The sequence below is a fragment of the Achromobacter deleyi genome (assembly GCF_013116765.2).
Classification (GTDB): Bacteria; Pseudomonadota; Gammaproteobacteria; order Burkholderiales; family Burkholderiaceae_B; genus Achromobacter; species Achromobacter deleyi_A.
In genome coordinates this window covers 5,009,157-5,024,549 of the sequence record NZ_CP074375.1, presented here as the reverse complement: position 1 = coordinate 5,024,549, position 15,393 = coordinate 5,009,157, and the positions used below count along the sequence as shown (strand labels likewise).

The 15,393-nt window shown below is 65.5% G+C and carries 18 protein-coding genes; 11 read left to right on the top strand and 7 right to left on the bottom strand.

Translation table 11 applies throughout. The annotated features are described in order from the left end of the window. Positions 1 to 27 precede the first annotated feature (27 nt). Genes dapF through xerC form a run of 3 tightly spaced genes read left to right on the top strand, consistent with a single transcriptional unit; the run spans position 28 to position 2,645 of the window. Positions 28 to 939, top strand: a complete 912-nt coding sequence (dapF, locus tag HLG70_RS22745; protein ID WP_171666954.1) for a diaminopimelate epimerase — start codon at positions 28 to 30, stop codon at positions 937 to 939. A gap of 4 nt (positions 940 to 943) precedes the next feature. Next, positions 944 to 1,621 carry a DUF484 family protein gene (locus HLG70_RS22740; protein ID WP_171666955.1) on the top strand — a complete coding sequence of 226 codons (678 nt, stop codon included), beginning with the start codon at positions 944 to 946 and terminating at the stop codon, positions 1,619 to 1,621. Positions 1,622 to 1,655: 34 nt separating this feature from the next. After that, complete coding sequence (gene xerC, locus HLG70_RS22735) at positions 1,656 to 2,645, top strand: tyrosine recombinase XerC (RefSeq protein ID WP_171666956.1); 990 nt, start codon at positions 1,656 to 1,658, stop codon at positions 2,643 to 2,645. A gap of 8 nt (positions 2,646 to 2,653) precedes the next feature. Here xerC and HLG70_RS22730 read toward each other — a convergent pair whose 3' ends face one another. Genes HLG70_RS22730 through HLG70_RS22705 form a run of 6 tightly spaced genes read right to left on the bottom strand, consistent with a single transcriptional unit; the run spans position 2,654 to position 7,107 of the window. Then, positions 2,654 to 3,724 carry a nickel/cobalt transporter gene (locus HLG70_RS22730; protein ID WP_171666957.1) on the bottom strand — a complete coding sequence of 357 codons (1,071 nt, stop codon included), beginning with the start codon at positions 3,722 to 3,724 and terminating at the stop codon, positions 2,654 to 2,656. Beyond that, positions 3,715 to 4,398, bottom strand: a complete 684-nt coding sequence (locus HLG70_RS22725; protein WP_171666958.1) for a DUF1007 family protein — start codon at positions 4,396 to 4,398, stop codon at positions 3,715 to 3,717. The genes HLG70_RS22730 and HLG70_RS22725 overlap by 10 nt, the downstream gene beginning before the upstream one ends. After that, positions 4,359 to 5,333, bottom strand: coding sequence for a metal ABC transporter substrate-binding protein (locus tag HLG70_RS22720; protein WP_171666959.1), 975 nt, complete (start codon positions 5,331 to 5,333; stop codon positions 4,359 to 4,361). Before HLG70_RS22720 ends, HLG70_RS22725 begins: the two co-directional genes overlap by 40 nt. 21 nt (positions 5,334 to 5,354) lie before the next feature. Next, a complete protein-coding gene (locus HLG70_RS22715) occupies positions 5,355 to 6,221 on the bottom strand; it encodes a metal ABC transporter permease (protein WP_171667073.1) in 867 nt (288 codons plus the stop codon). After that, positions 6,218 to 6,940, bottom strand: coding sequence for a metal ABC transporter ATP-binding protein (locus HLG70_RS22710; RefSeq protein WP_171666960.1), 723 nt, complete (start codon positions 6,938 to 6,940; stop codon positions 6,218 to 6,220). Before HLG70_RS22710 ends, HLG70_RS22715 begins: the two co-directional genes overlap by 4 nt. Then, the gene (locus HLG70_RS22705) at positions 6,937 to 7,107 is read right to left on the bottom strand and encodes a hypothetical protein (protein WP_171666961.1); all 171 of its coding nucleotides are present in this window, start codon (positions 7,105 to 7,107) and stop codon (positions 6,937 to 6,939) included. The genes HLG70_RS22710 and HLG70_RS22705 overlap by 4 nt, the downstream gene beginning before the upstream one ends. 161 nt (positions 7,108 to 7,268) lie before the next feature. Between HLG70_RS22705 and HLG70_RS22700 the strand changes: the two genes are divergently transcribed. The 5 genes from HLG70_RS22700 to hslU all read left to right on the top strand — a co-directional run bounded on the left by HLG70_RS22700 (position 7,269) and on the right by hslU (position 11,936). Continuing rightward, entirely contained in the window at positions 7,269 to 7,775 is a 507-nt protein-coding gene (locus HLG70_RS22700; protein ID WP_171666962.1) for a Fur family transcriptional regulator, read from the top strand. A 369-nt stretch (positions 7,776 to 8,144) separates the two neighbouring features. After that, positions 8,145 to 9,269 (top strand): CobW family GTP-binding protein, encoded by a 1,125-nt coding sequence (locus tag HLG70_RS22695; protein WP_171666963.1) that lies wholly within the window; start codon positions 8,145 to 8,147, stop codon positions 9,267 to 9,269. A 125-nt stretch (positions 9,270 to 9,394) separates the two neighbouring features. Further along, positions 9,395 to 9,859: an RNA polymerase-binding protein DksA gene (gene dksA, locus HLG70_RS22690; RefSeq protein WP_006216410.1), complete on the top strand. Its 465-nt coding sequence runs from the start codon at positions 9,395 to 9,397 to the stop codon at positions 9,857 to 9,859. 131 nt (positions 9,860 to 9,990) lie between these two features. Then, on the top strand, positions 9,991 to 10,530 hold the full coding sequence (hslV, locus tag HLG70_RS22685) for an ATP-dependent protease subunit HslV (RefSeq protein WP_171666964.1): 540 nt from the start codon (positions 9,991 to 9,993) through the stop codon (positions 10,528 to 10,530). 71 nt (positions 10,531 to 10,601) lie between these two features. Continuing rightward, positions 10,602 to 11,936 (top strand): ATP-dependent protease ATPase subunit HslU, encoded by a 1,335-nt coding sequence (hslU, locus tag HLG70_RS22680; RefSeq protein WP_171666965.1) that lies wholly within the window; start codon positions 10,602 to 10,604, stop codon positions 11,934 to 11,936. Positions 11,937 to 12,069: 133 nt separating this feature from the next. Here the strand turns inward: hslU and HLG70_RS22675 are convergent, their stop codons facing one another. Continuing rightward, positions 12,070 to 12,375: a copper-binding protein gene (locus HLG70_RS22675; RefSeq protein ID WP_171666966.1), complete on the bottom strand. Its 306-nt coding sequence runs from the start codon at positions 12,373 to 12,375 to the stop codon at positions 12,070 to 12,072. A 205-nt stretch (positions 12,376 to 12,580) separates the two neighbouring features. On the opposite strand from HLG70_RS22675, the gene HLG70_RS22670 reads away from it, so the two are divergent. From HLG70_RS22670 to HLG70_RS22660, 3 genes are all read left to right on the top strand, one after another. Then, complete coding sequence (locus HLG70_RS22670) at positions 12,581 to 13,141, top strand: cob(I)yrinic acid a,c-diamide adenosyltransferase (protein WP_171666967.1); 561 nt, start codon at positions 12,581 to 12,583, stop codon at positions 13,139 to 13,141. A 177-nt stretch (positions 13,142 to 13,318) separates the two neighbouring features. Beyond that, positions 13,319 to 14,380 (top strand): dTDP-glucose 4,6-dehydratase, encoded by a 1,062-nt coding sequence (rfbB, locus tag HLG70_RS22665; protein WP_171666968.1) that lies wholly within the window; start codon positions 13,319 to 13,321, stop codon positions 14,378 to 14,380. A gap of 81 nt (positions 14,381 to 14,461) precedes the next feature. Continuing rightward, positions 14,462 to 15,385 carry a glycosyltransferase family 2 protein gene (locus tag HLG70_RS22660; RefSeq protein ID WP_234103168.1) on the top strand — a complete coding sequence of 308 codons (924 nt, stop codon included), beginning with the start codon at positions 14,462 to 14,464 and terminating at the stop codon, positions 15,383 to 15,385. Positions 15,386 to 15,393: the final 8 nt, after the last annotated feature.

The following is a 15,393-nucleotide window of genomic DNA, read 5'->3' as shown; positions in this document are numbered from 1 at the left end:
CCGGCCCGCGCCGCCCGCGCCGCAATAATGGGCGATAATCCCGTGATGAACTGGAACTTCACCAAAATGCATGGCGCGGGCAATGATTTCGTCGTGCTCGACGGCGTCCGTCAGGCCATCGAAATGACGCCCGAGCGCGCCCGCGCCTTGGGCGACCGGCACTTCGGCATCGGCGCCGACCAGATCCTCCTGGTCGAGCGCGCCACGCGGCCGGACGCCGATTTCCGCTATCGCATTTTCAACTCCGACGGCACCGAGGTCGAACACTGCGGCAACGGCGCCCGGTGCTTCGTGCGCTTCGTTCATGAACAGGGCCTGTCGGACCGCAACCCGCTGCGCGCAGAGATCGCCACCGGCATCCTGGTGCTGGACGAGGGCGACGACGAACAGGTCACCGTGGAAATGGGCAGCACCCGTTTCGACCCGGCCGCCCTGCCGTTCGACACCGCCGGCCTGGCCTCGCGCACGCAAGGCCATGACACGCTGTGGGACCTGGAGCTGGATGCGCCCGCCGGCCTGCCGCGCACGGTCGCCGTGTCCGCGGTGGCCATCTCCAATCCGCATGCGGTGCAGGTGGTCGACGACGTCGACACCGCGCCGGTGTCCGTCCTCGGCCCCCTGATCGAGACCCATCCGCGCTTTGCGCGCCGGGTCAACGCCGGCTTCATGCAAGTCGTGGACCGCCACAACATCCGCCTGCGCGTCTTCGAGCGCGGCGCCGGCGAAACCCTCGCCTGCGGCACGGGCGCCTGCGCCGCCGTCGCGGCCGGCATCCGCCGCGGCCTGCTCGAATCCCCCGTGCGCGTGCAGACGCGCGGCGGCGTGCTCACCATCGACTGGAACGGCGAGCAACTGCGCATGACCGGTCCCGCCGAATCCGTCTTCACGGGCCAGGTCGACATCGACAAGCTCGTCTTCTCCATGGCGCTGAACCGATAACCCTATGACCGATACCGCTTTCACCGCCGAGGACATCGCCGGCTTCCTGCTAGAGAACCCCGGTTTCTTCGACGAACACGCCGAAGTCTTCGCCACCCTGCAGGTGCCGCACCCGCACGGCTCTCGCGCCATTTCGCTGGGCGAACGCCAGATCCTCACGCTGCGCGAACGCAACCGCGAACTGGAATGGCGCCTGAACGAACTCGTGCGCAACGCCACCGCCAACGAGACCATCGGCACGCACGTGGCCAAATGGTGCTGCCGTCTGCTGTCCGAATGCGATCCGCAACTGGTGCCGGGAGAAATCGCGCTGGGCCTGGCCGAACAGTTCGAGCTGAACCACGTGGCGCTGCGCCTGTGGGGTCTGTCCGATTTGCCCGCACATGGCTATGGCGAGCCCGTCACGCAGGATGTGCGCACATTCACCGACAGCCTGAAGACGCCGTACTGCGGCACCGACACGGCCTTTGAGGCGGTTGCCTGGCTGGATGGCACGCCCAAGTCGCTGGCGCTGGTGCCCTTGCGGCTGGAAGCCGATGGCGCCGCCGTCGGCCTGCTGGTGCTGGGATCGGACGACGCCGAACGCTTCACGCCCGAAATGGGAACGACGTTCCTGGAGTCCGTCGGCCAACTGGCGTCGGCGGCGTTGCACCGCCTGAACCCGGCCACGCCCAAGGCCTAGCGCCCCGCCAGGGCGGGCGGACCAAGAGGACACGATGCAGAACGCCGCGCAAAACCCCGATCCGCCCGAAGCCCCCCTGCCCGATCCGATGAGCGCCTGGCTGCGCCATCTGGAAACCAACCGCCGCTATTCGCCCCATACCCTGGACGGCTACCGGCGCGAACTCCACTTCCTGCGCGAGCTTGCCGACAAGGCCGGCCTGCCGCTGGACAAGCTCGGCAACGGCCATATCCGCCAGTTCGTGGCGCGCCTGCATGCCCAGGGCCGCGGTCCGCGCAGCCTGGCGCGCACCCTGGCGGCCTGGCGCGGTTTCTACCAATGGTGGGCGCCCGCGGCCGAGCTCTCCGGCAACCCGGTGGCGGGCGTACGCGCGCCCAAGGCGCCTCGTGGCCTGCCCAAGGCGCTGTCGGTGGAGCAGACCCAGGCCTTGCTGGACCGGGCTCCCGCCCGCGTCGCCACCGAACCGGCCGCGCTGCGCGACCAGGCCATGCTTGAATTGCTCTATTCCAGCGGCCTGCGGCTGTCGGAACTGGTGGGACTGGACCTGCGCTATGAGCGCTCTTCGGACTACGAATCGCGCGGCTGGCTGAACCTGGACGACGCCGAAGTGGTGGTGCTGGGCAAGGGCGGCAAGCGCCGCTCCGTGCCGGTCGGCCGGGAAGCCCTGGCAGCCCTGCGCAAGTGGATCGGCGTGCGCCCGCAACTGGCCCCGTCCGCATCGCAGCCCGAAGACGCCGCCGCGCTGTTCCTGGGCGCGCGCGGACGCCGCATTTCTCCGCGCGTTGTGCAGCTGCAACTGGCGCGCATCGCGCAAGAAGCCGGCCTGCCCACGCATGTGCATCCGCACGTGCTGCGGCACAGCTTCGCCAGCCACGTCCTGCAATCCGCGCAGGACCTGCGAGCCGTGCAGGAAATGCTGGGCCACGCCAACATCTCGACCACCCAGATCTACACGCGGCTGGACTTCCAGCATCTCGCCAAGGCCTACGACCAGGCGCATCCGCGCGCCGGCCGCAAGTCCTGACCGTCTTCTCAGCCGCCTCCGGCCACCATGCCGCCCAGCAGCATCACGCCCAGCAGCAGCACGGCGATCGCCGCCAGCGCTTCCACGCCATAGCGCAGACGCGCGGCGCCCGCGCCCGATAGCCGCCGGCCCAGGCGCGTGGCCGCGCCCCCGGCCGCCACGGCCAGGCAGGCCAGCGCCGCCACCGTCAGTCCGGTGCCCAGGCCCATCGCCAGGGCCGACGCCACGCCGGCCAGGAAAAAGCCCTGCGACAGGGCGAACACCAGCACGATCAGCGCGCCGCTGCATGGCCGCAGGCCCACCGCCAGGATGGCCGACCAGGCGCGGCGCCAGTTCAAGGGGCCGGCCACCTGTTCCGGCTGGGGCGCGTGCGCATGCCCGCAACCGCAATCGTCGTCATGATGCGCGTGCGCATGGCCATGCCCAGGCGATGGCGCATGCACGGCCATCGCCCGCAACGCCGCCGCGCCTTTCAAAACGGGGGCCTGTGCCGCGGCCTGCGGCCTGGCGCGGACGGCGCGGCGCGACCATGGGCGGATCGCCTTGAGCCAGACGAGCCATGCGCCCAGCAGCGTCACCAGGCCATAAGAGGTCAACTCCAGCCAGCGCGTGGCCTGGTTCATCGTCGCGGCCGTGGCGTTGAACACCATGGCCAGCACCGCCACCATTCCAATAGCCACCAGCGCCTGAATCAGCGAAGACACCAGCGCCAGCAGCGCGCCATTGCGCGCGGTCTGACGATTGGCCAGCACATACGAAGAAATCACCGCCTTGCCATGGCCGGGGCCCAGCGCGTGGAAAACGCCATAGGCGAACGACAGGCCGATCAGTGTCCAGGCGGCGCCTCCGTCCGCCTGCCAGGCGCGCACCGCGCCCGTCAACTGCCGATAGAAATGGGATTGCCAGACGGAGACCTGGCCGAAGAAGCTCGCCAGCCAGCCCGGCCCCCCCATGCCTGCCCCGCTTTCAGGCACGCCGAAAGGGTGCGCGCCCTGCGCGGCGGCCGCGGACATCCACGCCAGGCCGCACAACACCAAGAGCAGGACCCTCAGCCCCGTCGCGGACCGCGCTACGGACATTGCACCTCGATGCGATGCGTAAGTCCCTTGGTAATGGCGAATAACTCGTCCGGCAACGCGTCCGGGTCGGCCGGGATCGCGGCCAACTGCTGCATGGTGTTCCAATCCAGTTCCTTGGGCTTGCGATAGGCGGACGTGCAGGCTGCGCCTTGCGGACCGCCCAGCGACACCGCGCCCTTCTCGTCAAAGGCGTAGGCCACGAAATAGGTGGGGTCGTAGATATCCACTTGCGCGCCATCCGGGCCCGGCGCGGCGGGCTCGGCCAGCGGCAGCGTGAACGAAAGCGTGAGGCGAGTGGTCTTCGGGTTCCAGTCGACGCGGGCATCGCGCGGCGCGGCAAAGGCGGCCGTCTTGCCGCCGATGGTGACCCGCGTGAAGTAATGCGAGATCGGCTCGCCAAGCGCCTTCATCCAGTCCTGCGCCATGCCGCGCAACGTCTCGGCGGGCAGGGAACCGTCCTTGCCCTTCTTCAGCCCCTGTGTGGCATAGGCGCCGAACATCTCGTCGAACAACCACACCTGCCGAACGGCGGTGACGCGGTGCTGCGCATCGATATCGATCACCGCGCGGGCGTCGATCCACATGTGCGGGTGCGCGCTGGCGGCGCCCGCCGCCAGCAGTGCCGTCGCGGCGGTCAGGGCTGCAAGGCCGCGGCAAGCTGACGTACGTTCCATTCAAACATTTCCAGATAGGTGGCGCCGGGCTGCCCGGGCTTGGACAGCGCATCGGAATAGAGCGTACCACCCACCTTTGCGCCGGTCTCACGCGCAATCTGCTGGACCAGCCTGGGGCTGCTGATGTTCTCCACGAACACCGCGGGCACCTGCTCGCGCCTGACCTGTTCAATGATGCCGGCCACTTCGCCCGCCGACGGCTCGGCGTCCGTCGACACCCCCATCGCCGGGATGAAAGTCACGCCGTAGGCGTCGCCGAAATAGCCGAAGGCGTCGTGCGAGGTAACGACCTTGCGGCGTGCGGCCGGAATGGCGGCAAACGTCTTCCTGGCGCTGGCATCCAGCGATTCCAGCCGCGCGATATAGGCCTTGGCGCGTTGCCGGTAGGCATCCGCGCGCGCCGGATCGGCGGCGGCCAGGCCTTCGGCCACATTGCGCGCATAGATCACGCCGTTGGCCAGGTTCTGCCAGGCATGCGGATCGGCGTCGCCATGATGGTGATGGCCGTCCTGGTGCTTGTGGTCGTGGCCATGATCGTGATCATGGTCATCGTCGTGATCGCCATGCCCGGCGAACTTGCGCGGCGTGACACCTTGCGATGCCGTCACGACCTGGCCGGAAAAGCCCGAGGCCTGCGTGAGCCTGGGCAGCCAGGATTCGAATTCCAGGCCATTCACGAACAGTACTTGGGCGCCAGCCAGCTTCTTCGCATCCCCCGGCGTCGGTTCGTATTCATGCGCGTCGCCATCGGGCCCCACCAGCGTGGCCAGGCTCACATCCGCGCCGCCAACTTCCCGCACGATGTCGCCCAGGATGGAAAAACTGGCCACGGCCTTCAGGGGCCCGGCTGCGTGCGCGGCCCCCAGGGCGGCCGACAGGCACAGGCCGGCCATGGCCAGCAGCGCGCGGCGGCGCGCCGGCAGAATCGTACGCATGGCGAATCTCCTTTTGAAGTCTCAGGCCCGGCGCATGCGGCGCGGCGCCCGCAGCAGCCCGCCTTGCGGGCCGCCCACGATGGAAAACAGATAGCAGGTGCCCGCCGCCAGAATGATGGCGGGGGAAGCCGGCACGTCGAAGTGATAGGAAACGAGCAGGCCGGCCACCGAAGATGCCACGCCCAGGCCCGCGGCAAGCGGAATCTGGCGGGCCGCGGAACGCACCCAGAAGCGCGCCGCGGCGGCCGGCAGCATCATGATCCCGACCACCATCAGCGTGCCCAGCACCTGGAAGCCCGCCACCAGATTCACCACGACCAGCACCAGAAAGCCCATGTGCACCCAGCCGCCCCGGCCGCCGCTGGCGCGCAGGAAACCCGGGTCCAGGCATTCGGCTACCAGCAGCCGGTAGATCGCGGCCAGCACCAGCAGGGTTGCGCTGGCCGTGCCCGTCACGAGCAGCAGCGCCGCGTCGTCCAGGCCCAGCACCGTGCCAAACAACACATGCAGCAGATCCATATTGGAGCCGCGCAGCGACACCAGCAGCACGCCCAGCCCCAGGGAGATCAGATAAAACGCCGCGAAGCTGGCGTCTTCGCGCAGCGGCGTCAGCCGGGCGACCAGCCCCGCCAGCAGCGCAACGGCCAGGCCGGTGGCGATGCCGCCCAGCATCATCGCGCCCAAGGACAGGCCAGCCAGCAGGAAGCCGGCCGCCACGCCGGGCAGGATGGCGTGCGACATCGCATCACCCATCAGGCTCATGCGCCGCAGCACCAGGAATACGCCCAGCGGCGCGGCGCCCAGCGACAGGGCGCTGGCTCCGGCCAGGGCACGCCGCATGAAGCCGTAGTCCAGAAAGGGCGAGACCACCCATTGCGCCAGCGTCATGTCCAGGACCTTGCGTGCCATTGCCGCGCCGTCTTCAGGTGCGTGTCGTTCAGGGTCTGGGCGGTATCGCCCCAGGCCACGACCGAGCCCGACAGGAGCAGGCATTCGGGAAAGTGGTCGCGCACCAGATCCAGGTCGTGCAGCACCGCGATCACGGTCCGCCCCTGGCCGTGCAACCCGCAAAGCAATGCCATCAGCTCGTCCGCGGTATGGCTGTCCACGGCGGCGAACGGCTCGTCCAGCAACAGCACCGGCGCGTCCTGCACCAGCATGCGTGCAAACAGGGTGCGCTGCATCTGCCCGCCGGACAGCGTATCCACGCCGCGTCCGGCGGCGTCCGCCAGGCCCACCGTTTCCAGCGCATGCATGCAGCGGTCCAGTTCGCCGTCGCCATACCTGCGCCATCCGCCCACGCGGCGCCACGCCCCCATGGCCACCAGGTCCAGCACCGTCACGGGAAAGGACCGATCCAGTTCGGCCGCCTGAGGCAGCCACGCCAGCTCCGACCGCCCGGCGCCACCGATGCGCACGCTGCCGGTCAAGGGGCGCAGCACGCCCATGATGCCCTTGATCAGGGTCGACTTGCCGGCGCCGTTGGGGCCCACCACGGCGGTCATGCCGCCGGCGGCAAAGCTGCCCGATACCGACTTGAGCGCCGCCTGCCCGTGCCAGCCGAAAGACGCGTCGGCCAGCTCGATGGCAATGGACGAGGCGCTCATCGCGGCCACCAGTCCAGCGCCCAGCCCGTCAGCGCCCACAACGCCATCGCCGCGGCCAGGGCGTATGCCATGCGGCGCCAGGCCGAAGCGAGGAATGCCGAACGGCGCGGCGCGACGTGCCCGGACGCGGCGCCGGGCCGCTGGGGCAGAAGCGTGAAATGAGACATGGCAAGCAAAGGCGGAAGTCGGTAACGATCAATTATTATTATGTTATATCATAACTAAACCAGCCGGGCCCTGGCGCTTTTTCCCGCGCATGGGGGATTTCTGCTACCTTCCAGGCATCTCGCGCGCGTCGCGCGCGTTTCCCATTCAGATAAAGCCCGCCATGTCCGCTCCGCCCCGCCCACCCCGCAGCGACACCGTAGGCGCTCAGCTCAGCGTCGCCGAAACGCTGTGCGCGCAGCGCGGACGCCGCCTCACGCCCATCCGCCGCAAGGTCCTTGAGCTGCTGCTGCGTCACGGTCGCAGCCTGAAGGCCTATGAACTGCTGGACGCGATGCGCGCCGTCCACCCGGGCGCCGCGCCCCCCACGGTGTACCGCGCCCTGGACTTCCTGATGGACGAAGGCCTGATTCACCGCCTGGATGCCGTCAACGCCTGGAGCGCCTGCCATGACGCCGGCGGCGCGCCGCACGATCTGCTGGTGGTCTGTACCGGCTGCGGCGCCGTGGCCGAGGTGTCCGACCCGGCCATGAGCCGGCAATTGGCCGAGCGCGTGGCGCAGACCGGCTATGCCCTGGCCACGCACGAAACCGAAATCCGCGCGTTGTGCCCGCAATGCCAGAAAAAGCAGCCGGCCGACGCCGCCGGCCATCAGCACCATCACCACTAAGCGCGCCCACCGGCCGCCGGATCGCCGGCCGCCGGATTCCATCCCTTGGGCGCATTGAATCGGATGAGGGATCCGGCTCCGGCCCCATCCATCAGGGCGCATCCCGCCCTTGAAATCCGGCAAACCGCCCCAAAATAGTGATATCGCCCGATACTTGACGGCGTACGGCGGCGATCCGGACGGCTATGGCCCCCGGGTTGGCCCGGGGTTTGCCCCCTGCCCCCGACTGTGCTGTAATCCTGCGTCCGGCCGCTATCGGCGGCCTTCGCAGCCTGTGGCAAACGTCATCCGCCGGTGGTTGAAAACCCGGTTGAAAACCCCTGTCAGGCCCCATGTTTCACGCCTTGACCTCACGCTAGCAGCTTCGCCATGAACACCCCGCGCAGTTTGGACAAAATGGTTCCCGTCACCATCCTCACCGGCTTTCTCGGTGCGGGCAAGACCACCCTGCTCAAACGCATCCTGACCGAATTCCACGGCCGCCGCGTTGCGGTCATCGAAAACGAGTTCGGACCGGAAAGCATCGACAACGACCTGCTCGTGCAAGACAGCGATGAAGAAATCATCGAACTGTCCAACGGCTGCGTCTGCTGCACGGTGCGCGGCGACCTGATGCGCACCCTGTCCGAGCTGCGCGCCAAGCGCGAAGCCGGCCAACTGACTTTCGAACGCGTCATCCTGGAAACGACCGGCATGGCCAACCCCGGCCCCGTCTGCCAGACGTTCTTCATGGACGACGACATCGCCGAGTACTACCGCCTGGACGCGGTGGTCACGGTGGTCGATGCCAAGCACGGCATGTCCACGCTCGACGAACAGCCCGAAGCCCAGAAGCAGGTCGGTTTCGCCGACCGCATCCTGATCTCGAAGAAAGACCTGGTCAACGAAGTCGACTACGAAGCGCTGCGCCACCGCCTGGTTCACATGAACCCGCGCGCGCCGATCACCGCCGTCAACTTCGGCGAAGTCGACCTCAAGTCCATCATCGACATCAGCGGCTTCAACCTGAATTCCATTCTGGACATCGACCCGGAATTCCTGGCCGATGAGCATCCCGACGCCGCCCACAGCCATGCCCACGACCACGGGCATGACCACGGACACGATCATGGCCATGACCACGACCATGAGCACGAAGGCGACTGCGGTGCGCACTGCAATCATGCCCATCACCACCATCACCACCAGCACGACGACGAAATCGGCGCGTTCGTGTTCCGTTCCAACAAGCCGTTCGATCCCGCGCGCCTTGAGGAATTCCTGGGTGGCGTGGTGCAGGTCTATGGTCCCGACCTGATGCGCTACAAGGGCATCCTGTACATGAAGGGCATCAATCGCCGCATGTTGTTCCAGGGTGTGCACATGATGATGGGTGCCGAACCCGGCAAGCCGTGGACCGCGGCCGAAAAGCCGTCCACCAAGATGGTATTCATCGGACGTAAGCTGCCCCAGGAGATTTTCACCCGGGGCTTGGAGCAGTGCCTGGCGGGGTAATACCCCTTCCTGCGTGACGCGATGCGACGAAGGCAGTACTGTGAGGTACGAATAGCGTAGGCAACAAGTAACACGGACCGGGAATGGACGCCCGCGCCAGGATCGATTCATAGTGGAGTGTTTACATGGCTACCAAGGCAGCAACCAAAAAATCAAGCAAGTCGACGAGCGATACGGCGATTGATCTGCCCAGCGAGAAGGAATTGCTGGCCATGCCCGAGTCCGACTATATGAACGAACGCCAGCTGGCTTTCTTCAAGGAACGGCTCAAACAACTCGAACAGGACATCCTGGCCAATGCCGGCGAAACCACCGAGCATCTGCGTGAAACGCAGTTCGTGCCCGATCCCGCCGACCGCGCCACCATCGAGGAAGAACACGCCCTGGAACTGCGCACCCGCGACCGTGAGCGCAAGCTGCTCAAGAAGGTGCAACAGTCCATCGCCCGCATCGACAGCGGCGAATACGGCTGGTGTGAAGAAACCGGTGAACCCATCGGCGTTCCGCGCCTGCTGGCCCGCCCCACGGCCACCCTGTCGCTCGAAGCGCAGGAACGCCGTGAAATGCGCCAGAAGCTCTACGGCGACTGATCCGTCCCGTATTCGCTCCCGCCTGAAAGGCCATGCTGCTCGCCAGCATGGCCTTTTTTATCGTCCAAAAGCAGTAATTCCTTGATTTTTCCGCGACCGCCCCCAGCTACTCCTCTCAAAGGAAGGAACGCATGGAACAATTTCACGCCACCACCATCGTGTGTGTGCGCCGCGGCAACCGCGTCGCGCTCGGCGGCGATGGCCAGGTCACCCTGGGCAATATCGTCGTCAAGGGCACGGCCCGCAAGATCCGCCGGCTGTACCACGACAAGATCCTGGCCGGCTTCGCCGGCGCCACTGCCGACGCATTCACGCTGCAGGAACGCTTCGAAGCCAAGCTGGAAAAGCACCAGGGCAACCTGATGCGCGCGGCGGTCGAACTGACCCGCGACTGGCGCACCGACCGCGTCCTGCGCCGCCTCGAAGCCATGCTGATCGTGGCCGACACCGAGCACACGCTGGTGCTGACCGGCAACGGCGACGTGCTGGAACCCGAACATGGCCTGGCGGCCATCGGTTCCGGCGGCGCCTATGCCCAATCGGCCGCACTGGCGTTGCTGCGCAACACCGAGCTGTCGCCCGAGGTCGTCGTCAAGCAATCGCTGGAGATCGCCGGCGACCTCTGCATCTATACCAACCAGAATCACGTCATCGAAACGCTGGGCGACTGACGCCAGCCGCGCGGCGCGCATTGCGCCTGCCGCGCCCTCCCAGCCCGCCCTAGCTTCAAGGATCCGCCCTCATGTCCGCATCCAACATGACGCCCGGAGAGATCGTCTCCGAACTCGATAAATACATCGTCGGCCAGGACCGCGCCAAGCGCGCGGTCGCTGTTGCTCTGCGCAACCGCTGGCGCCGCCAGCAGGTCGCCGAACCCCTGCGCCACGAGATCCACCCCAAGAACATCCTCATGATCGGCCCGACCGGCGTCGGCAAGACCGAGATCGCGCGCCGCCTGGCCAAGCTGGCCAATGCGCCGTTCATCAAGATCGAAGCCACCAAGTTCACCGAAGTGGGCTACGTGGGCCGCGACGTGGACACCATCATCCGCGACCTGACCGAATACTCGATCAAGCAGACCCGTGAACTGGAAATGCGCCGCGTGCGCACCCAGGCCGAGGACGCAGCCGAAGACCGCATCCTGGACGCCCTGGTGCCGCCCCCGCGCGGCGCCTCCGGCGAGCCGGAGCGCGGCGAAGACAACAGCGCCCGCCAGACCTTCAGAAAGCGCCTGCGCGAAGGCAAGATCGACGACCTCGAAATCGAGATCGAAGTCGCTCAGGCCACGCCGCAAATGGACGTCATGACGCCCCCCGGCATGGAAGAAATGGCCGAGCAGCTGCGAGGCATGTTCGCCGGCATGGCCCGCGACAAGAAAAAGCCCAAGAAGATGAAGGTCCGCGAGGCCTTCAAGCTCATCGTCGACGAAGAAGCCGCCAAGCGCGTCAACGAAGAAGACCTGCGCAGCGTGGCCATCAACAACGTCGAGCAGAATGGCATCGTCTTCCTGGACGAAATCGACAAGATCGCGGCCCGCCAGGAGTCCGGCGGCGCCGACGTATCGCGCCAGGGCGTGCAGCGCGACCTGCTGCCGCTGGTCGAAGGCACCACCGTCAACACGCGCTACGGCATGGTCCGCACCGACCATATCCTGTTCATCGCGTCCGGCGCGTTCCACCTGTCGCGCCCCTCGGACCTGATCCCCGAGCTGCAAGGCCGCTTCCCGATCCGCGTCGAACTCGAATCGCTGACCGCCGAGGACTTCGTACGCATCCTGTCCGATACGGATGCCTCGCTGACCAAGCAATACACCGCGCTGATGGCCACCGAGGACGTGCAGCTCGAGTTCACCGAGGAAGGCGTGCGCCGCCTGGCGGAGCTGGCTTACGACGTCAACGAAACCACCGAGAACATCGGCGCCCGCCGCCTGTACACGGTGATGGAAAAGCTGCTGGACGAACTGTCTTTCGACGCCACGTCCAGCCAGGCCAAGAACGTGAAGATCGACGCCGCCTACGTCAATTCGCAACTGGCGGAAGCCGCCAGCAGCCAGGACCTGGCGCGCTACGTACTGTAAGCGCCTTCGTCCTGGGGACGGATGCAAAAAACCCCGCGGCAAGCGATTGCCGCGGGGTTTTTTTACGCCCGGCCGCCCCCAGGCAGGGACGGCCTGAAGAGCAAGCACGCATAGTGTGCGCGGCGCGGGGGCCTTATTTGGCGATGGCGGTCACCACATACTTGCCGTCCTTGCGAGTGGCCGTGAAACGCACCTTGTCACCGGCCTTGATATCGGCCAGCAACGCGGGATCCGCCTGATAGACCAGCGACATGGCCGGCAGGTCCAGCGCCTTGATGGCGTCATGCTTGATCGTGACCTTGCCCGCGGCGGGGTCCACGCGCCGCACTTCACCGGTCGCGTCGGCCTGCTGGGCGAATGCCAGGGGCGTGGCCAGCGATACGACGGCCATCGCGGCGGCGACGGCCATGGGCATTGCATACTTGCGGCTAAAAGCCATATGGGTAACCTCCATGTGCAGGGGAAGCCAGGGCCGGGTCGAACCCTGCCCGCTTCCTACAGTGCTAGGATACTGCGCGAATGCAACAGCTCCCCGGCAAGTGCGCAACAATCCTGACGGTTGATTGCGAACTGCCCCGTCCTGCACGGGCCCGCTTACCGCCGGACGCAAACCCCACACTTTTTCTCTCTGAATCAGGATTCCCATGGCCAACCGCTTATCCGTCATTGCCACCCGTACGGGAGACGACGGCACCACCGGACTGGGGGACGGATCCCGCATGCCCAAGGACGCGCCCCGCATCGCCGCGCTGGGCGATGTGGACGAACTGAACAGCGTCATCGGCCTGTTGCTGACCGAATCCCTGCCAGCCGATGTATCGGCCGACCTGCTGACCATCCAGCACGACCTGTTCGATATGGGCGCCGAGCTCTGCATTCCTGGCCACGTCGCGCTGAAGGACGAACAGATCGCCCACCTGGACGCCCGGCTGGCCCATTACAACGCGACGCTGCCGCCCTTGCGCGAATTCATCCTGCCCGGCGGCTCGCGGCCAGCCGCCCTGGCCCACATGGCGCGCACGGCATGCCGGCGCGCGGAACGGGCGGTGGTGGCATTGGCGCGGGTCGACAGCGTCAATGCGCCGGTCAGGCAGTATCTGAACCGGCTGTCGGATCTGATGTTTGTGCTGGCGCGTTGCATCAACAAGTCACTTGGTCATGCGGATACTTTTTGGGCCAGCCCGAATGCGCGTAAGGCCACGTAACTCATGCGAAGAATTGCAAGGCGGGAATGCGCTGCCTCCGGAATGATTTCTTGTAACGCCCATATTTCAGACAACTATTCGTTTCATCTATTTGAAGACGTCAGGACAGTTGCGGCATAATTATGGGTTAACGAGCGGGTTTGCGCGCCGCGCTCATCGCTCAAGGGCTATATAAGAATGAGTATTATTGTTACTGGCGGAGCAGGTTTTATCGGCTCCAACTTCGTACTCGACTGGTTTCTCGAAACCAATGAGCCTGTGGTGACCTTGGATAAGCTCACGTACGCGGGCAACCCGGACAACCTTGCCTCGCTTAAAGGCAACCTCGCACACCACCTGGTGCAGGGCGACATCGGGGACTTCGAACTCGTCAGCCGTCTGTTGGCAGAGCACAAGCCGCGTGCCGTCCTCAATTTCGCCGCCGAATCGCACGTCGATCGCTCAATCCACGGCCCTGGCGAATTCATCCAGACCAATATCGTTGGCACCTTTCAGCTGCTGGAAGCGGTGCGAGCGTACTGGAATGCGCTGCCCGACGACAATCGCGCCGCCTTTCGCTTCTTGCACGTCTCGACCGATGAAGTCTATGGCTCGTTGGAAAAGGATGATCCCGCTTTCAGCGAAACCAACCGCTACGAGCCCAACAGCCCGTATTCGGCCAGCAAGGCGGCGAGCGATCACCTGGTCCGCGCGTATCACCATACTTATGGCCTACCGGTACTCACGACCAACTGCTCGAACAATTATGGTCCCTACCATTTCCCGGAAAAGCTGATTCCGCTGATAATCCACAATGCGCTGGCCGGCAAACCTTTGCCGATCTACGGCGATGGCCAACAAATCCGCGACTGGCTATACGTCAAGGACCATTGCACGGCGATCCGCCGCGTGCTGGCCGACGGCAAATTGGGTGAGACCTACAACGTGGGAGGCTGGAACGAAAAGACCAACCTCGACGTCGTCCACACGCTTTGCGCATTGCTGGACGAACTCAGCCCCCGCGCCGATGGTCTGCCCTATAAGAACCAGATAACCTTCGTCAAGGACCGCCCCGGCCACGATCAGCGCTACGCCATCGACGCCTCGCGCCTTGAGCGCGAGCTGGGATGGAAACCCGCGGAAACCTTCGAGACGGGCATTCGCAAAACGGTGCAGTGGTATTTGGACAACCAGCAATGGGTCGCCAATATCACCAGTGGCGCCTACCGCGAATGGGTCGATACCCAATATTCCGCTTGATTATTCGGGCCGTATCAAAAAGGCGCCCATGCGCCTTTTGCCCGTTGTCAGACAGTCACATCCCTTTATATGGGTAGGCCATTGAGCCAGCAAGTCGCCATCCTTCTTTGCACATACCAGGGTGAAAAGTATGTACCGGAACAGTTGGACTCGTTTGACGCTCAAACCTACCCGCATTGGAAGGTATGGGCCTCGGACGACAGCCCCGACGCCACTACCCGGCAGGTGCTGACCGACTATCAAGCGCGCTGGGCGCCAGGCAGGCTGACAGTGTGCGACGGCCCCCGCAAAGGCTTCGTCGCCAACTTCATGTCCTTGATCTGCCGGCCCGAAGTCCAGGCGGACTACTATTCCATGTCGGACCAGGACGACATCTGGTATCCAGAAAAGCTGCAGCGTGCCGTGGAGTGGCTGACGACGGTCCCCGACGAGGTGCCGGCCCTGTACTGCTCCCGTACCGAGTTGATCGACGAGCAGGGCGCGACGCTGGGCTGTTCGCCGCTGTTCAGCCGCCCCCCCGCATTCGCCAATGCGCTGGTGCAGAACGTGGCGGGCGGCAACACCATGGTGTTCAACAACGCGGCCCGACGCCTGCTCGTTGCGGCGGGCAGCGACATCGACGTAGTAGCTCACGATTGGTGGGTCTACATCGTGGTCAGCGCTTGCGGAGGCCGCGTACACTATGACAGCCGGCCATCCCTGAGGTATCGCCAGCATGGCGGCAACCTGATCGGCGCAAATGCCGGGATCGGTGCCCGCCTGCTGCGAATCCGCATGCTGTTCCAAGGCCATCTAAAAGCGTGGACCGACCAGCATATTCAAGCACTTGCGCCTTTGCTGCCAAAGCTCACACCCGCAAACCGCCGTACTTTCGATTGCCTGGTGTCCGCCCGCCAGCGAAGTTTGATACCACGAATCGTGGGTATTAAACGGTCCGGCATCTACCGCCAGACCACGCTGGGTAATCTCGGATTATTAGCCGCCGCGATATCCAACCGAATATGAGTAATACC